This window comes from Stappia indica (assembly GCF_009789575.1).
Classification (GTDB): domain Bacteria; phylum Pseudomonadota; class Alphaproteobacteria; order Rhizobiales; family Stappiaceae; genus Stappia; species Stappia indica_A.
In genome coordinates, this window is sequence record NZ_CP046908.1 from 2900170 (window position 1) to 2923375 (window position 23206).

Genomic DNA, 23206 nt, shown 5'->3' on the forward strand with positions numbered 1-23206 from the left:
GGCAGTCCGCCGCAAGGCCTGTCCCGTCAGTCGGGCCGCCGCGACGCCTTCTCCTCCAGGCCCGTCTGCGCCGTGCGGCGCTCCAGTTCCGCCATCACGTCCGCCAGCGGCACGTCGCGCGCATTGAGCAGCACCAGCAGGTGGTAGAGCAGGTCGGCGGCCTCGCCGGTCAGCTCGCGCGCATCGCCCGCCACGGCCGCGATCGCCGTCTCCACCGCTTCCTCGCCCACCTTCTGGGCGATTTTCGCCGGTCCCTTGCCGATCAGCTTGCGGGTGTAGGAGCTCTCGTCCTCGCTCCGGGCACGCGCCGCGATGATGCGGTCAAGGTCGTTCAGTGTGAAGCCGGTCATTGGTCGGACGTCTCCTGCGGCCCTGCGCCGCCCGGTTGGGGCTTTGCGTGCGGGCCGGTGTGGCGGGGCCAGGGTGTCAGGCTGCGTCGAGCCGCATGGGAATGCCGGCCCGGGCCATGTGGTCCTTGGCCTCGCGGATCGTGTGGGTTCCGAAGTGGAAGATCGAGGCGGCGAGCACCGCCGTCGCATGTCCGTCGCGCACGCCCTCGACCAGATGATCGAGCGTGCCGACGCCGCCCGAGGCGATCACCGGCACCGGCACCGCATCGGCGATGGCGCGCGTCAGCGCCAGGTTGAAGCCCGTCCGGGTGCCGTCGCGGTCCATCGAAGTGACCAGCAGCTCGCCGGCTCCCAGCTCCACGGCCTTGCGGGCGAACTCGACGGCGTCGATGCCGGTCGCCTCGCGCCCGCCATGGGTGAAGATCTCGAAGCGTTCCGCCTCGCCCGGCGCGTTGACCTGCTTGGCGTCGATGGACACGACGATGCACTGGGCGCCGAATTTTTCCGCAGCCTCGCGGATGAAATCGGGGTTCTTTACCGCTGCGGTGTTGATCGACACCTTGTCGGCACCGGCCACCAGCAGCTTGCGGATGTCTTCGACCCGGCGCACGCCGCCGCCGACGGTCAGTGGCATGAAACAGGCCTCGGCCGTCCGCCGGACCACGTCGAAGATCGTGTCGCGGTTCTCGTGGCTTGCGGTGATGTCGAGGAAGCAGAGCTCGTCCGCGCCGGCCGCATCATAGGCCTTCGCAGCCTCCACCGGATCGCCGGCATCGACCAGATTGACGAAGTTCACGCCCTTGACGACGCGGCCGTCCTTGACGTCCAGACAGGGAATGACACGTGCTTTCAGCATGTTAGGCGATTACCCGACGTATTTCGCGGTCGCAGCATACAGCCCCTGCCCCGTGCTGCAAAGCCGGGAAAGATCGCAAGGGCGGCGGCGGCTTGCAGATTACCCAGCGGCAAGGACCTTCAGGGCCTCGGCCGGGTCGAGCCGGCCGTCGTAGAGCGCCCGGCCCGAGATCGCGCCTTCCAGCACGGCGCAGTCCGGCGCGGCGAGCCGCTTGACGTCCTCGATGGAGGCAAGGCCGCCCGAGGCGATCACCGGGATCGAGGTGGCACCGGCCAGCTCCAGCGTGCCGTCCCAGTTGATGCCGGCGAGCACGCCGTCGCGGTCGATGTCGGTATAGATGATCGCGGCAACGCCGGCGTCCTCGAAGCGGCGGGCCAGTTCGATGGCCGACAGTTCGGAGGTCTCTGCCCAGCCCTCGACCGCCACCTTGCCGCCGCGCGCGTCGATGCCGACGGCAACCCGGCCCGGAAACGCCTTGCAGGCGGCCTTGACGAGATCGGGGTCGCGCACCGCCACCGTGCCGAGGATCACCCGGGCGATGCCTTTGGCGAGCCAGGCCTCCACATGGGCAAGGGTGCGGATGCCGCCGCCCAGCTGCACCGGATTGGTCGTCGCCTTCAGGATCGCGTCGACCGCATCACCGTTGCGGCTCTCGCCGGCGAAGGCGCCATCGAGGTCGACCACATGCAGGTAGCTGAAACCCTGCGACTGGAAGCTGAGGGCTTGGGCGGCCGGATCGTCGTTGAAGACGGTGGCCTGCGCCATGTCGCCGAGCTTCAGGCGGACGCACTGGCCGCCCTTCAGGTCGATGGCGGGAAACAGGATGGGCATGGATGGTGTTCCGTGTGGTGATGGCGGCCGCTTACGGCGCCCACTCGATGAAATTGGCGATCAGCGCAAGGCCGAGCCGCTGGCTCTTTTCCGGGTGGAACTGGGTGCCCACCATCGTGTCGCGTCCGACGATCGCGGTGATCGGCCCGCCGTAATCGGCCGTGGCGATGACATGCGCCGGGTCCGAAGCCTTCAGGTGGAAGGAGTGGACGAAATAGGCGTGCAGGCCTTTTTCGCCCGTCTCGATCCCTGCGAGCAGCGGATGGTCGGCAAGCTTGCGGATCGTGTTCCAGCCCATATGCGGGATCTTCAGCTGCGGATCGTCCGGCGTGATCGCGGTGACGTCGCCGGGGACCCAGCCGAAGCCCTCCGTGGTTTCGAACTCCAGGCCGCGGCTCGCCATCAGCTGCATGCCGACGCAAATGCCGAGGAACGGGCGGCCCTTTGCCTCCACGGCCTCGATGAGGGCGGCTTCCATGCCGTCGATCGCGCGGATGCCGCGCCGGCAATCGGCAAAGGCGCCGACGCCCGGCAGCACGATCCGGTCGGCGCGCGCGACCAGGTCCGGATCGGCGGTTACCCGGATGGTCGCACCGCTGCCATGGGCATGCGCTGCCCGCTCGAAGGCCTTCTCGGCCGAGCGCAGGTTGCCGGAGCCGTAGTCGATGATGGCGATCAGCATGGGGTCGTTCCGTCAGGCAGAAATGCGGGAAAGTCGAAAGGTGCGGCCCGTGGCGGCCTTGGATCAGCTTCGATGCGGGGCAAGGCTGAGGCCGACCACCCGCTCGGCGCCGATCCGCGGCACGGGATAGCCGGGCCGATGCGGCGGGGGAGCGTCCGGCCGCGGCGTGCTGCCGCCGGCCTGCAGGTCCTGCGCGTGTCGCTGATGGGCGGCGAGCCGCGCGAAGAAGCGGCGCTCCGCCTCCTCGTTCCCCTGCGCCTCGATGACGGCGACGAAGCGCCAGCCGCGCCGCTCCAGCGTCCAGCGCCACAGCCCGTGCGCCTCGAAGGCGAAGAGGATCGACAGCGCCGCGGTGGCGATGCCGGGCATCGGCCCGCCGATGAAGCGCGAAGCGAGTTCCAGGGCAAGGCCGGCCACCAGATAGACGAGCAGCACCAGCCACAGCCGCTTCACCAGCAGCCAGGGAAGGGTGAAGAGCAGCGCCAGCCAGCTGAAGCCGTCGCGGATGAAGACCGTGCGCTGCGCCTCCGCCTCGCCCATCGTCTCGGGCGAGGAACCGGGCGGGATCAGCACCATGTAGATCGCCATCTGTCCCTCCGTCCGGCGGCCTCAGCCGCCGAGCTGGCCCTTGGTCGAGGGCACGCGGCCTGCCTGCCGCGGGTCCGGTTCGATCGCCTTGCGTAGCGACCGCGCCACCGCCTTGAAGCAGGTCTCGGCGATGTGGTGGCAGTTGCTGCCCGTCAGGTTGGCGATATGCAGCGTGATGCCGGCATTCATCGCGAAGGCGCGGAAGAACTCCTCGAAGAGCTCGGTGTCGAAATCGCCGACCTTGTCGCGCGGGAAGGCGACGTCCCACACCAGGAACGGACGGCCCGACACATCGAGGGCGCAGCGGGTCAACGCCTCGTCCATGGCCAGATGGCAGTCGGCATAGCGGGTGATGCCGGTCATGTCGCCGAGCGACTGGCGCAGCGCCTGCCCGAGCGCGATGCCGACATCCTCGGCCGTGTGGTGGAAGTCGATATGGGTGTCGCCGCTGGCACGGATCGTCATGTCGATCAGCGAATGCCGGGACAGCTGTTCCAGCATGTGGTCGAGGAAGCCGACGCCGGTCTGCACCGAATAGGCGCCGGTCCCATCGAGGACGATCTCGACGTCGATGTCGGTTTCCTTCGTCTTGCGCGAGATCTTCGCGGTGCGCATGGGCGACCCTGTCCTTCTGTCGCCGGCCTGCTGCCGGCTGCGAAGCCTTGTAACAGGACGCCTGCCGATATGAAATACCTGCGCGCGCGGTGCCGCGATCTGGTCAAGATCGCCCTGCACGGGTAAGACGGAAATTCGACACTTGCAACGTTCCGGAGACCTGCCGATGCAAAGCGCTGCCCTTCCGCTGGACGAGGACCCGTCCCCTTTCGCGCCGGCGAGCGCCCGCGACCGCCTGATTGTCGGCCTTGATGTGCCGACGGTGGAGGAAGCCCGCGCCATCGTGCGCGAGACCGCGGGTGCCGTCGGCACCTACAAGATCGGCATGCAGCTGCAGTTCGCCGGCGGCCTGGAGCTGGCCGCGGAGCTGGCCCGCGACGGCCACAGCATCTTTCTCGACGTCAAGCTCCTCGACATCGACAACACGGTGATGAAGGCGGTGGAGAACATCGCCCGCATGGGCATGCGCTTCGTCACCATCCATGCCTATCCCAAGGCGATGCGCGCGGCCGTTGCCGGGCTTGCCGCGGCCGGCGGCGACGTCTGCCTGCTCGGCGTCACCGTGCTGACCTCGATGGACGAGGACGACCTGCACGATGCCGGCTATGCCGGCGGCGTCGACGAGTTGGTGATTGCCCGCGCGGCAGATGCCCGCGCGGCCAATATGGGCGGCATCGTCTGCTCGCCGCTGGAGGTCGCCTCGCTGCGAAACGTGGTCGGCCCGCGCCTCGTCACCGTCACCCCGGGCATCCGTCCGGCGGGATCCGAGGCCGGCGACCAGAAGCGCATCATGACGCCGTCCGATGCGATCTCGGCCGGCGCTGATTACCTGGTGGTCGCACGCCCGGTGATTATGGCCGCCAACCGCCGCGCCGCGGCGGAGGCCATCGTCGAGGAAATCGACCGCGCGCTTTAGGCGCGCCAGCCGGTTCAGCGGGGCTCTTTGAGCCCTGCTGCCAGGCACTCGACTGCGGCCTGAACGCCGCCTGCGCCATGCGGCACGCCGAGCGCCTTCAGCGCCAGCTCCAGCACCCCGAGCGTGCCCAGCACGGTCGGGGCGTTGACATGGCCCATATGGCCGATGCGGATGCCCTTGCCGGCGATCTCGCCGATGGTGCCGCCGACGGTGACGTTGCAGGTCTCCTGGCACCAGCGCCGCAATGCGGCTGGGTCGAGCCCCGGTGTCAGCACCACGGTGACGGAGTTGGAGCGCTGGGCGTCCTCCAGGATGTTCAGTTCCATCGCGCCGCCTTCCGCCCATCTGGCGACGCAGGCGCGCACGGCGGCGGCCAGCATTGCGTGGCGGCGATGGGCGGCGTCCAGCCCCTCTCCCAGCAGCAGGTCGAGCGCCTGGCGGAAGGCGAAGAGCAGGTGCTCCGGCGGCGTGCCGCAATATTTCTGGTAGTGCTCGCTGCCCTGCCGGAACGTCCAGTCCCAGTAGAAGGTCTTCAGGTCCGCCGTCTCGTGGGCGGCGAGCGCTTTGGCATTGGCGCCGACGAAGGCGAGGCCCGGCGGGGTCATCAGCCCCTTCTGCGCGCCGGTGACGGTCACGTCGACGCCCCATTCGTCCATCTTGTAGGGCACGCAGCCGAGCGAGGCGATGGTGTCGACCATGAACAGCGCCGGATGGCCCGCCGCATCGATGGCCTTGCGCAGGGCGGCGATGTCGTTGAGCACGCCCGAGGCCGTGTCCACCTGCACCACCAGCACCGCCTTGATCTCATGGGCGGTGTCCGCCGCAAGGCGCTCGGTCACCGCGGCCGGATCGACGGCGCGGCGCCAGTCGCCCGGCAATACCTCGACCTCAAGACCGGTCATCGTCGCCATCTCGCCCCAGCCGCGGGCGAAGCGGCCGGAGTCCAGCACCAGCACCCGGTCGCCGCGCGACAGCGTGTTGGTCACCGCCGCTTCCCAGGCGCCATGTCCGTTGGCAGCATAGAGGAAGGCCTTGCCGGTGGTGCCGAAGACCTTCGGCAGATCGGCGAGCAGGCTGTCCGTCAGCCCGACCAGCGAGCCGGTATAGATGTCGATTGCCGGGCGGTGCATGGCCCTGAGCACTTCGTCCGGCACGGTGGTCGGTCCGGGGATCATCAGGAATTCACGGCCGCTGGCGAGCGTCATGGCAGGCTCCGGAGAGGTTGCGCGGCAGGGCGGCCCGAAATGTGAGGGCGGGCCCGCCGCGCGGGCGGGTGGGATCGCTCCTCGTCCGGCCGCCCGGCGGGCGGCGCGACGAGGATCAGACCACGTTCTTTTCCAACACCGGGCGCCCTTGTGCAATCCGCTCGTGCGACAGGGCACCAAGATCGAGGCTGCGCCAGCCGCCGTGGACGATGAGTTCGGCAATGCCGCGGCCGACCGCCGGCGACTGCTGCAGCCCGTGGCCGGAAAAGCCGGTGGCAAGATAAAGGCCCGGATGGCCGTCGACCGTGCCGAGAATGGCGTTGTGGTCGAACAGGTTCATGTCGTAGTGGCCGGCCCAGGCCTGGCCCGGCCGGATCGCCTCGAAGGCGGGCACGCGTGCGGCGAGCACCGGCCACAGATATTCGTCGAAGAAATCGTGCTCCACGTCGAAGTCGCGGGTGTCCGGGTCGCGCTCCTGCGGCGGGGCGGAGCCGCACAGGAAGCCGGTGCCTTCCGGGCGCACATAGGTGCCGGTCGGATCGATCAGCAGCGGACAGCCGGCAACGGGCTCGCGGCAGTCGAAGGTGAAGATCATCCGCTTGCGGCTTTCCACCGGCAGGTCGACGCCGAGCTGGCGGGCGAGCCGCGCCGCCCCTTCCGCGCCGGCGGCATTGACCAGCTTTCCGGCCGAGATCGTGCTGCCGTCCGACAGCTGCAGGCGGAACCCCTCGCCCTCGCGCGCGGCCTCCCGCACCTCGGCCGCCAGATAGGGCACACTGAGCGCGCGCGCCTTCTTGCGGAAGGCCTGCATCAACCCGTAGCCGTCGAACCAGCCCTCGCCGGAGCGTCCCCAGCAGCCGGCGGCAATGTCCTCGACATTGAGCCAGGGAAAGCGGGCGAGAAGCTCGTGCGGCTCCAGGAAGGCGATGTCCGCGCCCATGCGGGTCTGCAGGGCGTGGTTTTCCTCCAGGATGTGCCGCTTGTCGGCTGTCGCCAGGAACAGGTAGCCGCCTTCGTGCAGGTCGATCGCGGGCCGCTCGTCGCCGACCGCCAGCCGCATGCCGATCTCGCGCAGAAACTCGATGCCGTAGAGCGAGATGGCGATGTTGGTCGGCTCGGAGAATTGCTGGCGGATCGAGGCCGCCGACAGCGCCGAGGCGCAGGTCCGGTAGGACGGGTCCTTCTCGATCACGACGACCCGGCCGGTGAAGTCCGGGTCCATGGCAAGGTGGCAGGCGATGGAGGATCCCATAACCGCACCGCCGACGATCGCGACGTCGAAAGTCTCAGCGCTCACGTCGAGCCCGTCCTGTGGCAAGCGGTTGGCTTTAAAAAAAGCGGACGGGGGCCGCCGGCCCCCGCCCTTTTGGGACTGATCAGAAGAACGCCTGCAGACCGGTCTGGGCGCGGCCGAGGATCAGCGCATGGACGTCATGCGTGCCCTCGTAGGTGTTCACCGTCTCCAGGTTCTGGGCGTGCCGCATGACGTGGTACTCCTCCTGGATGCCGTTGCCGCCGTGCATGTCGCGGGCCTGGCGGGCGATGTCCAGCGCCTTGCCGCAATTGTTGCGCTTGACGATGGAGATCATCTCCGGCGCCACGCGCCCCTCATCGAACAGGCGGCCGACGCGCAGGGAGGCCTGAAGGCCGAGCGCGATCTCGGTCTGCATGTCGGCGAGCTTCTTCTGGAAGAGCTGGGTCTGGGCCAGCGGCTTGTTGAACTGCTTGCGCTCCAGGCCGTAGTTGCGGGCCCGGTGCCAGCAATCCTCGGCCGCACCCAGCGCACCCCAGGAAATGCCGTAGCGCGCGCGGTTGAGGCAGCCGAACGGGCCCTTCAGGCCGGCGACGTTCGGCAGCAGCGCGTCCTCGCCGACCTCGACATTGTCCATGACGATCTCGCCGGTGATCGAGGCGCGCAAAGACAGCTTGCCGCCGATCTTCGGTGCGGAAAGACCCTTCATGCCCTTGTCGAGGACGAAGCCGCGGATCGCCCCGTCATGGGCGTCGGACTTGGCCCAGACGACGAAGACGTCGGCGATCGGGGCGTTGGAGATCCACATCTTGGAGCCCTTGAGCCGGTAGCCGCCGTCGATCTTCTCGGCGCGGGTGCGCATGCCGGACGGGTCGGAGCCTGCATCCGGCTCGGTCAGGCCGAAGCAGCCGACGAATTCGCCGCTGGCGAGCTTCGGCAGGTACTTCTTGCGCTGCTCCTCGCTGCCATAGGCATAGATCGGATACATCACCAGCGAGGACTGCACCGAGTTCATCGAACGGTAGCCGGAGTCGACCCGCTCGATCTCGCGGGCGACGAGGCCGTAGGCGACGTAGGAGGCGTTGGCGCAGCCATACTCTTCCGGCAGCGTGATGCCGAGCAGGCCGAGCTCGCCCATCTCGTTGAAGATCTCGCGGTCGGTCTTCTCCTGGGCATAGGCTTCCAGCACGCGCGGCATCAGCTTGTCCTGGGCGTAGGCGCGGGCGGTCTCCATGATCAGGATCTCGTCCTCGTTCAGCTGGTCGCGCAGCAGGAACGGGTCTTCCCAGGCGAAGCGACCGCCGCCGGTCGGGTCGGACTTGTGAGCGGATGCGTGTGCGGTCATGGGTCTTGTCTCCTCCGGTCCGCCCGCGGTCAGTGCCGCCGGCAGAGTGCGTCCTGTCGTCGGGGCCCCTGCCTGTCTGTGGTGGCCGGACCCGGGAAAGGGGTGAATGTTCGGGCGCGAGTGTCCGGTCTGTCGCTGCCGGCGAAAAGTGATATGTTGTCTCAAGTTCATGAGCGAATGGAATAGGGTTTGAAACGCGGCTTCGTTCCCCACGCCGACAGCCTGATCGCCTTCGAGTGCGCGGCACGGCACGGCAGCTTCACCCGCGCGGCGGAGGAACTGCATCTCACCCAGGGCGCGGTCTCCAAGCAGGTGCGCCACCTGGAGACCCGGCTGGGGGTCGAGCTGTTCAAGCGGGTGCGCCAGCGCATCGTGCTGACCGATGCCGGCCGGCTCTACCTGCATGACGTGCGCGGCGCACTGGAGAGCCTCACCGCTGCCACGCGGCAGGTGATGTCCTTCGCCGGCAACGAGGACGTGCTCAACCTCGCCACCCTGCCTTCTTTCGGCACCCGCTGGCTGGCGCCGCGCCTCGCCGGGTTCATCGCCGCTCACCCGACCGCCAGCCTCAACGTGACGGTGCGGCTGCGTCCCTTCGACTTCGCCAAGGAGCCGTTCGACGTTGCGATCCATTATGGCGATCCCGTCTGGGCCGGAGCGGTCGCCGAGCCGCTCTTCCGCGAGGACGTGATTGCGGTCGCCTCGCCGGCGTTCAAGGCCCGGCACCGCATCCGCCGGCCGCAGGATCTGGCTCCGCTCCTCCGCCTGCACCAGTCGACGCGCCCGCTCGCCTGGCGGCAATGGTTCGAATGCGCCGGGGTGGAGACGGAGCTCGCCTTCCAGGGGCCGCGGTTCGAGCAGTTCGTGATGATGGCGGAGGCCGCTGCCAACGACCTCGGCGCGGCGCTGGTGCCGCGCTTCTTCGTTGCCGAGGAACTGGCATCCGGACGGCTGGTCCAGCTGTTCGACACGGTGCTGCGGCTCCCTTCCGCCTATCACCTCGTCTATCCGGAAGACCGTTCGTTGCGGCCCGTCGCGGCCCGTTTCCGCGACTGGCTGATGGGCGAGGTCGCGGCCGCCGGCGGCGGCGACAGGGCGGTGCTGCCGGGCTGACGCGATCATGGATCGTGAACGCAGCGGCCCCTGCCGGCTTCCGCAACGTTCCCGGCCGCTGTGACACGTTGCGCGGACGCGAGGCAAAAATACGGATTTGCAACGCCCGCGAATCCTGTTGGTATCAGGCTGTCTTCGTCAAGGAGATGCGGCGGTCCTGGCCGTGGGGTTCCCCCCTCCCTCCTCACGGTCAGGACCAATTTTCCCGCCGCTTCGGACCACCCTTCAGCCGAATTTGCAGCGCGATCCGCCGCGCGTCAGCCGCAGGACGCCTCCGTCCGTCCGGCGACCGTTACCCGCACCCTGGTCACCCCCTTGTTGATGAACTTCAGCTCGCGCGCCGCGCGCCGCGAGACGTCGATCACCCGGCCGCGCACGAACGGGCCGCGGTCGACGATGGTCAGCGTCACCTTGCGGCCGTTCGACAGGTTCTCCACCTGCACCTTGGTGCCGAAGGGCAGCTTGCGGTGCGCCGCCGTCAGCGCTTCGGGGTTGGCGCGCGCGCCGCTGGCGGTGCGTCCGGTGAGCTCGTACCAGGAGGCGCGGCCGCACTCGGCCAGCGCCGGCGAGGCACCGAGACCGGCGCAGGCGAGTGCGATCAGCACGTGGAGCCGGGGCTTGCGAATCATCTGCGGCGGTCCATATTTCAACCTTGAAGTTTTTACGAGGGCCCAGTGGTCGAGCAATTCGTTAACGAGTATGTTCGGCAATGGCCATTTTTCGTGACTTTGTTATGGCAAGCACCGAGAATTGGTCGCATTGCCGCTACGGATTCAGCGGCGGCGGGACGACGGTGCGGGGGCGGACCGGATGACGGCAGGCGATACGGCACGACCGGAAGTGGCTTGGCCCGTTGAGGGGCTGCATGCCGCTATCATCGCCGCGTCCCAGGATCCCATCTATTTCTGCACGCCCGACTACATCATCCGCGAGGCCAACGATCCTTACGTGATCATCGGCGGCATGACCCGGGAGGAGGCCATCGGCCGCACCGTGCAGGAGGTTGCCGGCGCCGGCGCCTTTCCGCGCCGCGCCCCCTACCTGGAGAGAGCGCTTTCCGGTCAGGCCTCCGTGCTCCAGGACTGGGTCAATGTGCCCGGCCAGGGCCGCCGCTTCTTCGACGTGCGCTATCAGCCGGTGCACGATGCGGATGGCCGCCTGCTCGGCGTCGCCGCCTACGGGCGGGACATCACCGACCTGAAGAAGGCGGAGGAGGTGCTGCGCCTCTACGAGAGCGCCGTCACCCAGATGTCGGACCGCCTGTCCATCGTCGACCGCGACTATCGCTACATCCTGACCAACGACAGCAATGCCCGCTGGCACGGCTGCACCGCGGACAGTTTTCGCGGCCGTTCGCTCATCGAGATCGTGGGCGTGGAGCGCTTTGCCGCCGAGATCCGCCCCTGGCTCGATCGCTGCCTTGCCGGGGAGACGGTGGAATACGACTTCCACGACACGGCGCCGGACGGTGCCCCCGTCGTGATGGATGCCCGCCTGCAGCCGTTCCGCAATGGCGACGGCGAGATCGAGGCGGCCGTCGTCACCCTGCGCGACGTCACCGAGACGCGCCGCCTGTCGGAGCGGCTGGAGCGCCTGGCCTTGCAGGACGACCTCACCGGCATCGCCAACCGCCGGGCCTTCGAGACCGGGCTGGAGCGGCGCGTCGCCGCCTTTCGGCAGGATGGCAGCGCCGGCTTCAGTGTCGTCTTCATCGATCTCGACGGCTTCAAGCTGGTCAACGACACTGCCGGCCACGGCGCCGGCGACCGCTTCCTGCAAGACATCGCCCGCCTGTTGCGGCAATCGTCGGGCGAGGATGTCGAGGTGGCGCGCATCGGCGGCGACGAGTTCGGCCTGATCATCGACAGCACCCTGCCCCTGGCGGCGCATGCGATCTGCAATCGCCTCCTTTCCGCCTTCGAGGGCTATCGCCTCGTCTGGGAAGACCTGACCTTCCGCAGCAGCGCCAGCATCGGCATCGCTTCGGTGGTGCCCGAGGACGACGAGGCGGCCCGTCAGGCGCTGACGGTCGGCCGGGTGCTGCAATGGGCGGATTTCGCCTGCATGCAGGCCAAGGCCGCCGGCGGCCACCGTATCGTCTCCCATGACGGAACGGGAAAAACTGGCGACGACCGCAAGGCCGAGATCCATCATCTGCTCGCCGTGGAACGGGCAATCGCCGGCGAAGGCTTCCTGCTGCACGCCATGACGATCGTCGACCTTGGCAGCGGTGCGCCGGTGATGCAGGAGGTGCTGCCGCGCGTCGCCGCCGGCGACGGCGAGTTGCACGGCCCCTCGATGATCCGCTCGACCGCCGAACGTCACGGATTGATGCGGTCGGTCGACCGGCTGGTGGTCGATGCCGTGCTCTCGCGCCTCGAAACGGGCGGGAGCGACGGACTGCCGGTTGCCGTCGACGTGTCGGCGGAGACCCTGCACAGCCCGGTCTTTGCGCGTCAGCTCGTCGGCCGGCTGGAGCGCTCGCCCGAGCTGGCGCGGTCCCTGGTCTTCGAGGTCTCGGAAACCGCCCTTTCGCGGCTGAAGCCCGAGGCGTGGAACCTGATGACCGACCTGCGCACGCTCGGCTGCCGCATCGCGCTCGATCATTTCGGACGGGGCATGGCGGGCTTCACCCAGCTGCGCGCCAATGCCTTCGACCTCATCAAGATCGACCGGTTGCTGACGGCCGGGCTTGCCGGCGATCCGGTCAAGCGGGCCGCCGTCTCGGGTGTCGTCGGCCTTGCCGAGGCGCTGGGCCTGCCGACGGTCGCCGAATACGTCACCGAGCCGCTGCACCTCGATATTCTCAAGGGGCTCGGAGTCGCCTATGCACAAGGCCACGCTGTCTCGCCGCCGCAAGCCTGGTCCTGATCCGGCGTCACGCCGGCCCGCCCTCCTCGAAGGTCTCTCCGGCAAACCGTGCCTGCGCCTCGGCCAGCAGCGCCGTGCGGGCTGTACCTTCCACGGCCGAAAGCCGCGCCCGCCACACCGCCTTGCGCCAGCGTTTCGGCAAGGCCGCTGCCCCCGGCATCGCGTCGATCCGCTCCTGCACCGCGGCGAGCCATCCGGCCGCCTCGGCGCGTCGCTCTAGGCGCACCAGCGCCTGCCCGACCGCAAGCCCGTAGCCCGGGTTGATGCGTGCGTAAGGGTCGGCAAGCGCGGCCGCCACGGCCTCCGCTACCGCCTTGCCCGTTCCGCTGCCCTCTTCCACGGCCTCAGCCACCGTTTCGGCAAAGCCTGCGAAACGGGCGAGATCGGCCGTTTCGTCGCCCGCGATCAGCCCGCGCTCGGCGCAAAGCCCGCCGAGATCGCGGGTAAACCCGGCGATCAGCTTGCGGGCGATGTTCAGCGTGTAGAGATGGTCGTGGCTGGCATGGGACGAGACGAGGCGGAGAACCTTCACCTGTTCCGGCAGATCATGGCCGCTCAGCGCCACTGCACCGGCCGTATCCGTTGCATCGAGAATGCCGAAGACCAGCGTCAGGTCCGGGCCTTCTGCGGCGCGTTGCAACCGCGCGCCCAGGTCGGGGGCGGTGGCCATCGCCGCGCTCCGCACCGCGCCGCTCTGACTGCCCGGCCGGCCGAGCACCAGCTCCGGGCCGAAGGCGAAGGCCCGTCCGTCGCCGCGCCGCAGGGCTGTCGCAAGCGCACCATAGGCGCCCTTGGAAGCGCCGTAATGGACGAGCCGCGATGCCTTGGAGGCTTTCGCAGCCCGATCGATGGCGCGGTCGATGGCCGCCTCGCAGCCGAGATACCAGACCGGGTCGGGGCAGTTGAGGAACAGGCAGGCATGGCGGGTGTTGGCGAACAGCCGCTCCAGCCCGAAGCGGCCCGGCGGCACGCGCACCTGCGAGAACACCACGGCAAGGCAGTCGCTTCCCCCGGCAGGGACGGCGTTGTAGCGCCAGACCAGGCCGCTGTCCGGGTCGTGTCCCTCGTCTGGCTGCCTGCCCTCGTCCATTGCCCGCCTCAGATTTCCGGGCCGATCCAGAAGTCGGCCTTGGTCGCCTTGCGCGGCTTCCGCGCCTCGGCGATATGCGCGGTGCTCGGATCGAGCGCGGCGAAGGCCTCGTACTGGGTCAGGAACACCTTGCCGTTGAGGTGGGTGAGGAAGTCGGTGCGCTGCAACCGGTCCATCACCGGACCCTTGACCTCCGACAGGTGGAAGCCGACCTCGGCGTCGGCCAGCCGGCGGCTGATCTCCTCCAGGCTCTCCAGAGCCGAGGCGTCGATCTCGTTGACCGCGGTGCACATCAGCACGACATGCCGCAGCTGCGGGCGCTCGGCGACCAGCTCGGTCAGCCGGTCTTCCAGGAACCGGCTGTTGGCGAAGAACAGGCTCTCGTCGACCCGCAGGGTGAGCACGGTCTCGCCGGTGATCACCTTGTGCCGGTTGATGTTGCGGAAATGCTCGGTCCCCGGGACGATGCCGACGATGGCCATGTGCGGCCGGGTGCTGCGATACAGATGCAGCGCCAGCGACACGCCGACGCCGACGGTGACGCCGGTCTCCACGCCGAGGGCGAGCGTCGCCAGGATCGTTGCCGCCATGGCCGCGAAGTCGCTGCGCGAATAGGCCCAGACCCGGCGGAGCGCCTTCAGGTCGACCAGCGACAGCACGGCGACGATGATCGTGGCGGCCAGCGTCGCCTGCGGCAGTTCTGAAATCAGCGGCGTCAGGAACAGCGTGGCCAGCGCGATGCCGATGGCGGTGAAGGCGCCGGCCGCCGGCGTCGCCGCGCCCGCATCGAAATTCACCACCGAGCGCGCGAAGCCGCCGGTCACCGGATAGCCGCCGGAAATGCCGGAGGCGATGTTGGTCGCGCCGAGCCCGATCAGCTCCTGGTCCGGGACGATGCGCTGGCGTTTCTTCGCCGCCAGCGTCTGCGCGACGGAGACCGATTCCACGAAGCCGATCACCGAGATCAGCAGGGCGGGCACCACCAGCTGGCCCCACAGCTGCGGGTCGAGCGGCGGCAGCGCGGGCGCCGGCAGGCCGGAGGGAATGTGGCCGACCAGCTTCACGCCCTTGTCGCCGAGGGAAAAGACATGGGCCGCCAGCGTCGTTGCGGCCACCGCCGCCACCGGGCCGGACTTGGCGATGATGTCGGCAAGCCGCGGCCGCAGGCCCGCCCGCACCAGCGCCGGCTTCAGCCCGCTGCGCACCCAGAACAGGAAGAGCGTCACCGGCACGCCTATCGCCAGCGCATAGGGGTTGGCATTGCCGAGGTTAGCGGCAAGCCCGCTGCCGATCTCCACCATCGTGCTGCCCGAGCCGCCGATGCCCAGGATGTGCTTCAGCTGCCCGGCGGCGATGATCAGCCCGCTTGCGGTGATGAAGCCGGAGATCACCGGGTGGCTCAGCAGGTTGGCGAGAAAGCCGAGGCGAAACAGGCCCATGGCAACCAGCATTGCTCCGGACAGCAGCGCCAGAACGATCGCCGCACCGAGATATTCGGGCGTGCCCTGCGCCGCGATCTCGCCCACCGCCGAGGCGGTCATCAACGACACGACGGCCACAGGTCCCACGGCCAGCGCCCGGCTGGTGCCGAACAGCGCATAGGCGACGAGCGGCAGGATCGAGGCGTAAAGGCCGACTTCCGGCGGCAGTCCGGCCAGCAGCGCATAGGCGAGCGACTGCGGGATCAGCATGATCGTCACGATCAGCGCCGCGATCAGGTCGTCGGTCGCCGTGTCGCGGCCATAGGTGCGGCCCCAGTCGAGGATCGGCAGATAGGAGGCAAGGCGTGTCATGTCGAAGCCGGAACCGCGTGTCGCAAAAGGAAAGTGCGCCGCCCGCTGGCGGGCGGCGCAACCGGGAGGCCCCGCCAGGTAGGGGGGCGGAAGGTGTGCGTCCGGCTGGCCTTGCGGCCGGCCGACGGTTCAGCCGGCCAACGTTTCAGCCGGCCAAAGTTTCACCCAGGAAGACCGTGATCGGCAATCTGGCGCAGCGCCGGGGCAAGGCCGGACAGGTCGTAGCCGGCATCCGCCGCCATGCGCACCAGCTCGGCCGGGTCGCGGTCGCCGGCCTGGGACAGGGCCCACAGGTTGATCGAGCGCGTGCCGGTACGGCAGAAGGCGAAGACCGGACCGCCGGCCGTCTCCAGCGCCTCATGGAAGCCGCGGATCGTGTCGGGCGTGATGCCTTCGCGGCCCGTGACCGGCAGGGCCGTATAGGCAAGGCCGGCCTCGGCGGCGGCGCGCGCGATCTCCGCGCCGGCCGGCTGGTCGGGAGCTTCCCCGTCCGGGCGGTTGTTGACGATCGCGACGAAGCCCGCGTCGCGGATCGCCGCGACATCCTCCGGCTGGATCTGGAACGATACGGTGAGGGTGTCGTCGACCCGGGCGCTCTGCATTCTTCCTGTCCTTACAATCCGTTGACCGGCACCTTCAGGAAGGTCCGGCCGCTGTCATCCTTTGGCGGCAGTTTGCCGGCGCGCATGTTGACCTGTATCGAGGGAATGATCAATTTCGGCATGTCGAGGGTGGCATCGCGCGCCTGGCGCATCGCCACGAATTCTTCCTCGGTGACGCCGTCGCGCACATGGATGTTGTGCTTGCGCTCCTCGCCCACCGTGGTTTCCCAGCGGATCTCGCGGCCGTTCGGGCCGTAGTCGTGGCACATGAACAGGCGCGTTTCCTCAGGCAGCGACAGCACCTTGCGGATCGAGTGGTAGAGCTCGTGCGCGTCGCCTCCGGGAAAGTCGGCCCGGGCGGTGCCGCCGTCGGGCATGAACAGCGTGTCGCCGACGAAGGCGGCGTTGCCCATCACATGGGTCATGCAGGCCGGGGTATGGCCGGGCGTGTGCATGGCGAAGCAGGTCATGCCGCCGACCGTATAGGTGTCGCCGTCGCGGAACAGGTGGTCGAACTGCGAGCCGTCGCGCTGGAACTCGGTGCCCTCGTTGAACACCTTGCCGAACGTGTCCTGCACGGTCCTGATGTTCTCGCCGATGCCGATGCGCCCGCCGAGCTTCTCCTGGATGTAGGGCGCGCCCGACAGGTGGTCGGCATGGACATGGGTCTCGATCAGCCAGTCGACCGTCAGCCCGTTCTCGCGGACGAAGTCGATGATCCGGTCGGCGGACTCGTAGGAAATGCGACCGGCGGCGTAGTCGATATCCATCACGCTGTCGACGACGGCGCAGGCCTTCGATCCCGGATCCTGGACCACATAGGAGATCGTGTTGGTCTTGGGGTCGAAGAAGGCGGTGACCTCGGGCCGGGTCGCCGGGTCGAGAGGATAGGTCGTCTCGGTCATCGTGGGATGCTCCATCGGTCTCGATATCGGTTGAGAGACTATGCGGGAGGCCGCGTCAGGCGGCCTGCGGTCGTTGCATGCGCCGGGCCTCAAGAAGACGCACCGCGGCGATTGCCGCTGTCAGCGCGCCGGCGAAAGCCAGCGGTTCGATCCGGCCGAGGCCGAGCGCCGGCACCACGCCGCCCGGGCAGAAGCCGGCAATGCCCCAGCCGATGCCGAACAGCGCCGAACCGCCGATGAGCCGGCCATCGAGGGTGATGCGGGCCGGCAGCGAGAAGCTCGTCGCCAATGCCGGCGCCGGACGGGCCAGCACCAGCCGGTAACCGATCACGGTGACCAGCAGCGCACCGCCCATGACGAAGGCGAGCGAGGGATCCCAGCTGCCGGCGAAGTCGAAGAAGTTCAGGACCTTGGCCGGATTGGCCATGCCCGACAGCAGGAGCCCGGCGCCGAACAGGAGGCCGATGAGAAAGGCGGAAGCGATGCGGATCATCGGTCAGGCTCCAAGAACGTGGCGGACGAGAAAGACGGTGACGGCGGTGGTTGCCATGAAGGTCAGCGTGGCGGCGATCGAGCGGACCGAAAACCGTGCCATGCCGCAGACGCCGTGGCCGGACGGGCAGCCGTTGGCATAGGACACGCCGATGCCGGCGATCAGGCCGCCGGCCACCAGCATCGGCAGTGAGACGGGCACCTCGATCTCGGGCAGGCTGCCCGTCGCGGCCAGGAGCACCAGCGGCGAGGCGATCATGCCTGCAAGAAACGCCAGGCGCCACCCTCTCTCGCCGGCCGCGGCCGCGCCGCCCGCATAGGGCGGCAGCAGGCCGGCGATCATGCCGCTGATACCCGCAATCCGCCCCAGAAGCGCCATGGTCAGCACCGCGGCGAGGCCGATCAGCATGCCGCCCAGGGCTGAAGTAAGGGGAGTGAACTCGCTCATGTCGACGTCTCGCCAAACGGTGTTTTTGGGATTTTTCGAGGCTGTGACTCGCGACTTCTGTCAATGGCACTTTGGCACAGTTGCGACTCGCTGACCCATAAGGGCTTCCTCGAATGGAAAATATATGCGAGCCATATAAATTAGCAAGAATGAATATTCAAGAGATGGAAAGTAAGGCCGACGAGGCCGCCGCTCTGCTCGCGTCGATGGCCAACAGCCGCCGACTGCTGGTGCTGTGCCATCTCGTGCGCGGCGAACACTGCGTCGGCGCACTGGCCGAACGGGTCGGCCTCAGCCAGTCGGCCCTGTCCCAGCACCTTGCGAAAATGCGGGTCCAGGGCCTGGTCGAAGCCCGGCGCGAGGGCCAGACGGTCTATTACAGTCTGGCCAGCACGGAGGTGCTTGCCGTTCTCGAGACGCTCTACGGCATCTATTGCGGGGTCGATGCCGGTTCCGAGGGCGCCGTCGGCGCCTGATCGGGGCGCAAGAGGCCCACGGCTTCGCCGCCCAGCGCCACCGTCGACCCGTCGCTTCGCATCTTCAGCACCACACCCGGCAACCCGTTCAGCGGGTTCTCGTCCGCCTGAGGCAGGTCGCGGTCCGCGCGCGGGGCCGACAGCTCGTTGAGCGGGCGCAGGATGCGCTCGTGGATCAGCGAACCGACGCGCAGCGGCAGCCGTTCGCCGGTCTGCGTCTCGATCTCGAAGCGCGTCTGCCACAGCCGCAACACCCAGCGTCCCCCATCCGTGCTTCCGTCCGCGCCGATAGCCTCGTCCTCGTCCCGCCGCACCAGCACCAGGTCGGCGCCGCGCCCGTTCTGGATGCGCGGCAGCGCGGGCAGGTCTTCCGGTGCGGTCTGCCCGGTCAGGAAGCCGGCAAAGGTGGTGAGCGACCAGCCCGGCGCCGGCCGATAGCCGTCCTGCGCTAGCGCGTCGGCCAATGCCTGCGGATCGCCGCTCCATTGCAGAATCAGCGGTTCCTCGCGTTCGCCGCTGAGTTCGATCCGGTGCGCGGGCACCTTTTCCCAGCCGCCGGACAGCCATTCCTGGCTCGTCAGCGTCTCCACCGGCTTGGTCGGGCGGTACATATCCCGCGCCCGGTCGAAGTCGCGCGAGACGTGAATGCCGCCGACGACCGCCAGCGTCACCACGGTCAGGGCCGCCAGCGACCAGCGGCCGATCTTCTCGTTGTGCACCGAGCCGAAGACGAAGGCGAAGGTGGCGACCATCGCCGTGCCGAAGGTGATGCCGCCGACCACATCGCTCATCCAGTGGGCGCCGAGATAGATCCGCGAGAAGGCGACCGCGCCGATCAGCGGCACGGCCAGCGAGAAGACGCCGGCCTTGATCAGGGGCGAACGGTCGTGGGCGACCAGCACCGCGATGATGCCGAACAGCACCGCGGTCAGCGTCGCGTGGCCGGAGGGGAAGGACAGCGCATCGGCGCCGGCATAGATGTCGATCGGCCGTTCGCGCTGGAACAGCATCTTGAACAGCGGCACGAACACGGCCGCGCTGGCGATCGCGATCATCAGGCCGGTGGCCCGTCGCCAGGCCTTGCGGGCGAACAGGTAGACGATCACCACGGCCGCGACGGAGGCGATCACCACCCCGTCGCCGAGCATGGTGATGAAGGTCATGATGTCGTCGCCGACCGGCGTGCGCAGGTCCTGGAACAGGTTGCGGATCGAGGTGTCGGCGCGGTTGAGCCCGTTGTCGGGCGAGATCGCCGCCGCCAGCGCCGCGAACAGCGGCACGGTGACGATCAGCAGCAGCGCCGAGACGATCATGCCGGCCGAGCGCGGATGCGCCGGATCCAGCATCTGCGCCAGCCACCGGCTGACGCGGTTCTCGTGCCGGCCCAGCCATTCGACTGTCCTCAGCCGGCTGCCGGCATAGAGCGGCAGCACGATCAGGATCAGCCAGCGGGCGATCATCACCGCGACGAAGAGCAGCACCAGAAGCACGCCCAGCACCGTGGCCAGCCTGCCGCTGATTTCGCCCAGCGCGCTGAAAGCCGTACCGGCGATGACGCCGGGACCCAGATGCACGATGGCCCAGACGATCGCCGAGGTGACGTTGATGAAGGTGAAGCGGCCGACCGGCATGCCGACCATGCCGGCAATCCCCGGCACGATGGCCTTCACGCCCGGCACGAAGCGGCCGATGAACACGCTCTTGCCGCCATGCAGCAGGAAATAGGCCTCGCCCCGCTCCACCAGCGTCCGGTAGCGGTTGAACGGCCAGACCGACTTGATCCGGTCCTTGTAGACATGCCCGACCCAGTAGGAGATCGCATCGCCGGCGATGGCGCCCATCGTCGTCCAGAACAGGATCGGCCAGGGATCGAGCTTGCCGAGGCCGACCAGCGTTCCCGCGCCCACCAGCACCACGGTCGAGGGCACGAACATGCCGATGATGAACAGCGCCTCGCCCATGGCGATCGTGAACACGACCACGTTGGCGAGAACGGGGTTTTCGCCGATGAAGGCGACGAGCTGATTGAGAATGTCGGTCACGAGACGCGGCCGGGCATGAACTGTTTCCTGGCTGGCGCGGGCGGAAATCCCCGGCGCGGCCCGCTACATGTACGTCCTGCGGCCGGCTTCGCCAATCCTCGGAAAGAGCATTTTTCCCGTTCCGCTCCGCGGCTTGGCGCAGGACATATGACAGGCGCCGTGCGTGCGACTATATGAGGCGCCCTTATCGCCGTGTCCCGGGACCTTGGTCGCGAACCATTGCATCGCGGCGGCATGCGCGGCACCTTGATCCCCCGCGCGCGGCACACGCCCGGCGACATGACATCAGGAGAGCAGCGCCCGTGTTCCAGTCGGCTTCCCTTCCCGTCGACCTGTCCCGTACCGATTTCGACGCGCTCGAGCCGAAGCTGCGCACCGAGCTGCTCGCGGCCCAGCGCGAGGTGATCGAGAAGAAGCCGTTCTCCGTGCTGGTGGTGATCGCCGGTGTCGACGGGGCCGGCAAGAACGACGCCATCGCCCGGCTGCACGAGTGGCTCGACGTGCGCTACCTCACCTGCAACGCCTATGACGAGGAGACCGACGAAGAGCGCGGCCGTCCGGACCTGTGGCGCTACTGGCGCGACCTGCCGGCGCTGGGCGAGACCTCCGTCGTCGTCTCCTCCTGGTACAACGAGCCGCTGCGCTGCTTCGTCCAGGGCGAGATCGGCGAGGCCGAGTTCGAGCGCCGGCTTGCCCGCATCAACCGGTTCGAGGGGCTGCTCGCCAGCGAAAACGTGCTCGTGCTGAAATTCTGGTTCTCGCTCACCCCCGAAACCCAGAAACGCCGGTTGAAAGGGCTCGGCCGCAAGGACCGCGCCCGGCGCATTCTCGCCGAATGGGCCGACATCGCCCATGCCCCCGGTGCCCAGGCGGCGTTCGAGCGCGCCGCCCTTTCGACCTCCACCCCGGCCGCACCCTGGATCGTCATCCCCAGCGACGAGCCGCGCGCCCGCGATCTTGCGCTCGGCCGCTGCGTCGAGATGGCCATCCGCCGCCGGCTGGAGGCCGCGCTCGCCAATCCGCTGGCGCTGCCGGCCGTGGTCGCCGGCATCGAGCGGCGCAGCGCCGTCGAGGCCGTCGATCTCGGTGCCCGCCTGTCGAAACACCGCTACCGCACGGAGCTCGACCGGCTGCAGGGCGAGCTCGCCCGCCTCATAGACCGCAAGGCGTTCCGCGACCGCTCGCTCGTCCTCGCCTTCGAGGGCAACGACGCTGCCGGCAAGGGCGGTGCCATCCGCCGGGTGATTCGCCCGCTCGATCCGCGTCGCTACCGCGTTCACCGCATCGCCGCCCCGAGCGAGGAGGAGCACGCCCATCCCTGGCTGTGGCGGTTCTGGAACCGGCTGCCGCGACGCGGGCACTCGGCGATCTTCGACAGGTCCTGGTACGGGCGGGTGCTGGTGGAACGGGTCGAAGGCTTCTGCAGCGAGGCCGAGTGGTCCCGCGCCTACAATGAAATCAACGAGTTCGAGACCGAGCTCACCGATGCCGGCGCCATCGTCGTCAAGGTCTGGCTGGCGATCAGCCGGCAGGAGCAGCTCGCCCGCTTCAAGGAGCGCGAGGAGACGCCCTACAAGCAGTTCAAGATCACCGACGAGGACTGGCGCAACCGGCTGAAATGGGACCAGTACACCGAGGCGGCCGGCGACATGGTCGACCGCACCTCGACCAGTTTCGCGCCCTGGCATCTGGTCGCGGCCGAAGACAAGCGCTTCGCCCGCGTCGAGGTGCTGCGCCGCCTGGTCGAGCGGCTGGAAGCCGCGCTGTGAGCGGCGGCCTCATTCCGCGCCGGAGGTGAAGCCCCGGCGAAACGCCCGCGGCGACAGGCCTGTCGCGGCGGAGAACACCCGCGAGAAATGCCCCGGATCGGCGAAGCCCAGCCGATAGGCGATGTCGGCGACGGCCCCTTGCGTATAGGCCAGCAGCCGCCGGGCTTCCAGCATCTGCCGCTCGCGCAGCACCGCCGAGGCCGGTTGGCCGAGCGCCTGCCGGCAGGCGCGGGTCAGGTGCGGCGTGGTCACCGCAAGGGCCGCCGCATACGGCTCCAGGGCGTGCCATTCCCGGTGATGCGCATCGACAAGCGCCTGGAAGCGCGCGGCGAGCCGGGCTGCGGCGCTGCCGGCTCCCGCCTGCGGCCCGGCCTGCGGGTCGGCCTCCAGCAGCCTCAGCGCCCAGATGAAGGTCAGCGTCGCCAGCGCGGCCAGCGCCTCGCCGCGATTGTCCCTGCGGCCCTGCTGCTCGGCCAGCAAGGCCTCCAGCTCGGGCGGCGCCGTGCGGGCCTGGCCGATGCGCACGCCCAGCAGCTGCCCGCGCGGGTCGATGCGCGCGCGGATCGGCTCGAACACCGCCACCGGCAGGGTCAGCACGGTGCCGGTGCTGCCCGGCAGGAAGCGGAACCCGTGCGCGACGCCTGCCGGCATGTTCAGGAAACTGGCGGCACCGAGCGTGCTCTCGCCCTCCTCGCCGATCAGGACGCCGCCGCCGCGCTCGATCCAGAACAGCTGGTGCAGCGAGGGATGCCGGTGGCGGGCGATGCGCCAGCGGCGCGGCCCGCTGCGCACCGACAGATGTTCGATATGAAGCGTATCTGGAAAGCCGGATCCCTCCGGTTCCCCATATAGTTCATAGTCGGGCAGCGATCGCGATGTTCGATTCATCCCTGTATTTGACCGAATTCTGCATTCCCTTGTCCAGCGCTTCGCGCCCATTCTCGGCAGAACGGCAAACCTGCTTC

Annotated in this window: 23 protein-coding genes; 5 read left to right on the forward strand and 18 right to left on the reverse strand. The window is 68.6% G+C overall.

Annotated features, from left to right (window positions below; translation table 11 throughout):
• Positions 1 to 26 precede the first annotated feature (26 nt).
• From GH266_RS13660 to hisB, 6 genes are all read right to left on the reverse strand, one after another.
• Complete coding sequence (locus GH266_RS13660) at positions 27 to 350, reverse strand: phosphoribosyl-ATP diphosphatase (protein WP_158194315.1); 324 nt, start codon at positions 348 to 350, stop codon at positions 27 to 29.
• 76 nt (positions 351 to 426) lie between these two features.
• On the reverse strand, positions 427 to 1206 hold the full coding sequence (gene hisF / locus GH266_RS13665; RefSeq protein WP_158194316.1) for an imidazole glycerol phosphate synthase subunit HisF: 780 nt from the start codon (positions 1204 to 1206) through the stop codon (positions 427 to 429).
• A gap of 99 nt (positions 1207 to 1305) precedes the next feature.
• Positions 1306 to 2037: a 1-(5-phosphoribosyl)-5-[(5-phosphoribosylamino)methylideneamino]imidazole-4-carboxamide isomerase gene (gene hisA, locus GH266_RS13670; RefSeq protein ID WP_158194317.1), complete on the reverse strand. Its 732-nt coding sequence runs from the start codon at positions 2035 to 2037 to the stop codon at positions 1306 to 1308.
• Positions 2038 to 2068: 31 nt separating this feature from the next.
• Positions 2069 to 2719: an imidazole glycerol phosphate synthase subunit HisH gene (gene hisH, locus GH266_RS13675; RefSeq protein ID WP_158194318.1), complete on the reverse strand. Its 651-nt coding sequence runs from the start codon at positions 2717 to 2719 to the stop codon at positions 2069 to 2071.
• Positions 2720 to 2782: 63 nt separating this feature from the next.
• Complete coding sequence (locus tag GH266_RS13680; RefSeq protein WP_158194319.1) at positions 2783 to 3307, reverse strand: DUF2628 domain-containing protein; 525 nt, start codon at positions 3305 to 3307, stop codon at positions 2783 to 2785.
• Positions 3308 to 3328: 21 nt separating this feature from the next.
• On the reverse strand, positions 3329 to 3922 hold the full coding sequence (hisB, locus tag GH266_RS13685) for an imidazoleglycerol-phosphate dehydratase HisB (RefSeq protein WP_097174402.1): 594 nt from the start codon (positions 3920 to 3922) through the stop codon (positions 3329 to 3331).
• Between the two features lie 166 nt (positions 3923 to 4088).
• Here hisB and pyrF point away from each other — a divergent pair, with 166 nt between their 5' ends.
• Positions 4089 to 4838 (forward strand): orotidine-5'-phosphate decarboxylase, encoded by a 750-nt coding sequence (gene pyrF / locus GH266_RS13690; RefSeq protein WP_158194320.1) that lies wholly within the window; start codon positions 4089 to 4091, stop codon positions 4836 to 4838.
• A gap of 14 nt (positions 4839 to 4852) precedes the next feature.
• On the opposite strand, the gene GH266_RS13695 is transcribed toward pyrF, so the two are convergent.
• From GH266_RS13695 to GH266_RS13705, 3 genes are all read right to left on the reverse strand, one after another.
• The gene (locus GH266_RS13695; RefSeq protein ID WP_158194321.1) at positions 4853 to 6043 is read right to left on the reverse strand and encodes a pyridoxal-phosphate-dependent aminotransferase family protein; all 1191 of its coding nucleotides are present in this window, start codon (positions 6041 to 6043) and stop codon (positions 4853 to 4855) included.
• Positions 6044 to 6158: 115 nt separating this feature from the next.
• Entirely contained in the window at positions 6159 to 7340 is a 1182-nt protein-coding gene (locus tag GH266_RS13700; RefSeq protein ID WP_158194322.1) for an NAD(P)/FAD-dependent oxidoreductase, read from the reverse strand.
• A gap of 79 nt (positions 7341 to 7419) precedes the next feature.
• On the reverse strand, positions 7420 to 8640 hold the full coding sequence (locus tag GH266_RS13705) for an acyl-CoA dehydrogenase (RefSeq protein WP_158194323.1): 1221 nt from the start codon (positions 8638 to 8640) through the stop codon (positions 7420 to 7422).
• Positions 8641 to 8829: 189 nt separating this feature from the next.
• Here GH266_RS13705 and GH266_RS13710 point away from each other — a divergent pair, with 189 nt between their 5' ends.
• Positions 8830 to 9753 carry a LysR substrate-binding domain-containing protein gene (locus GH266_RS13710; RefSeq protein ID WP_158194324.1) on the forward strand — a complete coding sequence of 308 codons (924 nt, stop codon included), beginning with the start codon at positions 8830 to 8832 and terminating at the stop codon, positions 9751 to 9753.
• A 257-nt stretch (positions 9754 to 10010) separates the two neighbouring features.
• Here the strand turns inward: GH266_RS13710 and GH266_RS13715 are convergent, their stop codons facing one another.
• Entirely contained in the window at positions 10011 to 10382 is a 372-nt protein-coding gene (locus GH266_RS13715; protein ID WP_158194325.1) for a septal ring lytic transglycosylase RlpA family protein, read from the reverse strand.
• Positions 10383 to 10593: 211 nt separating this feature from the next.
• Here GH266_RS13715 and GH266_RS13720 point away from each other — a divergent pair, with 211 nt between their 5' ends.
• The gene (locus tag GH266_RS13720; protein WP_158194326.1) at positions 10594 to 12624 is read left to right on the forward strand and encodes a GGDEF and EAL domain-containing protein; all 2031 of its coding nucleotides are present in this window, start codon (positions 10594 to 10596) and stop codon (positions 12622 to 12624) included.
• 7 nt (positions 12625 to 12631) lie between these two features.
• Here the strand turns inward: GH266_RS13720 and GH266_RS13725 are convergent, their stop codons facing one another.
• The 6 genes from GH266_RS13725 to GH266_RS13750 all read right to left on the reverse strand — a co-directional run bounded on the left by GH266_RS13725 (position 12632) and on the right by GH266_RS13750 (position 17954).
• Positions 12632 to 13714 (reverse strand): hypothetical protein, encoded by a 1083-nt coding sequence (locus GH266_RS13725; RefSeq protein WP_158194327.1) that lies wholly within the window; start codon positions 13712 to 13714, stop codon positions 12632 to 12634.
• 8 nt (positions 13715 to 13722) lie between these two features.
• On the reverse strand, positions 13723 to 15507 hold the full coding sequence (locus tag GH266_RS13730; protein WP_158194328.1) for a SulP family inorganic anion transporter: 1785 nt from the start codon (positions 15505 to 15507) through the stop codon (positions 13723 to 13725).
• 161 nt (positions 15508 to 15668) lie between these two features.
• On the reverse strand, positions 15669 to 16109 hold the full coding sequence (locus GH266_RS13735) for a protein tyrosine phosphatase family protein (protein ID WP_158194329.1): 441 nt from the start codon (positions 16107 to 16109) through the stop codon (positions 15669 to 15671).
• 11 nt (positions 16110 to 16120) lie between these two features.
• The gene (locus GH266_RS13740; protein ID WP_158194330.1) at positions 16121 to 17014 is read right to left on the reverse strand and encodes an MBL fold metallo-hydrolase; all 894 of its coding nucleotides are present in this window, start codon (positions 17012 to 17014) and stop codon (positions 16121 to 16123) included.
• Between the two features lie 55 nt (positions 17015 to 17069).
• The gene (locus GH266_RS13745; protein WP_158194331.1) at positions 17070 to 17507 is read right to left on the reverse strand and encodes a DUF6691 family protein; all 438 of its coding nucleotides are present in this window, start codon (positions 17505 to 17507) and stop codon (positions 17070 to 17072) included.
• 3 nt (positions 17508 to 17510) lie between these two features.
• Positions 17511 to 17954 carry a YeeE/YedE family protein gene (locus GH266_RS13750; protein ID WP_158194332.1) on the reverse strand — a complete coding sequence of 148 codons (444 nt, stop codon included), beginning with the start codon at positions 17952 to 17954 and terminating at the stop codon, positions 17511 to 17513.
• Between the two features lie 149 nt (positions 17955 to 18103).
• Between GH266_RS13750 and GH266_RS13755 the strand changes: the two genes are divergently transcribed.
• Positions 18104 to 18430 carry an ArsR/SmtB family transcription factor gene (locus GH266_RS13755; RefSeq protein ID WP_244953690.1) on the forward strand — a complete coding sequence of 109 codons (327 nt, stop codon included), beginning with the start codon at positions 18104 to 18106 and terminating at the stop codon, positions 18428 to 18430.
• Here the strand turns inward: GH266_RS13755 and GH266_RS13760 are convergent.
• A complete protein-coding gene (locus tag GH266_RS13760; RefSeq protein ID WP_158194333.1) occupies positions 18385 to 20472 on the reverse strand; it encodes a bifunctional DedA family/phosphatase PAP2 family protein in 2088 nt (695 codons plus the stop codon). The genes GH266_RS13755 and GH266_RS13760 overlap by 46 nt on opposite strands.
• Positions 20473 to 20774: 302 nt before the next feature.
• Here GH266_RS13760 and pap point away from each other — a divergent pair, with 302 nt between their 5' ends.
• Entirely contained in the window at positions 20775 to 22241 is a 1467-nt protein-coding gene (pap, locus tag GH266_RS13765) for a polyphosphate:AMP phosphotransferase (protein WP_199270321.1), read from the forward strand.
• A gap of 9 nt (positions 22242 to 22250) precedes the next feature.
• Here pap and GH266_RS13770 read toward each other — a convergent pair whose 3' ends face one another.
• The gene (locus GH266_RS13770) at positions 22251 to 23033 is read right to left on the reverse strand and encodes an AraC family transcriptional regulator (protein ID WP_158194335.1); all 783 of its coding nucleotides are present in this window, start codon (positions 23031 to 23033) and stop codon (positions 22251 to 22253) included.
• Positions 23034 to 23206 lie beyond the last annotated feature (173 nt).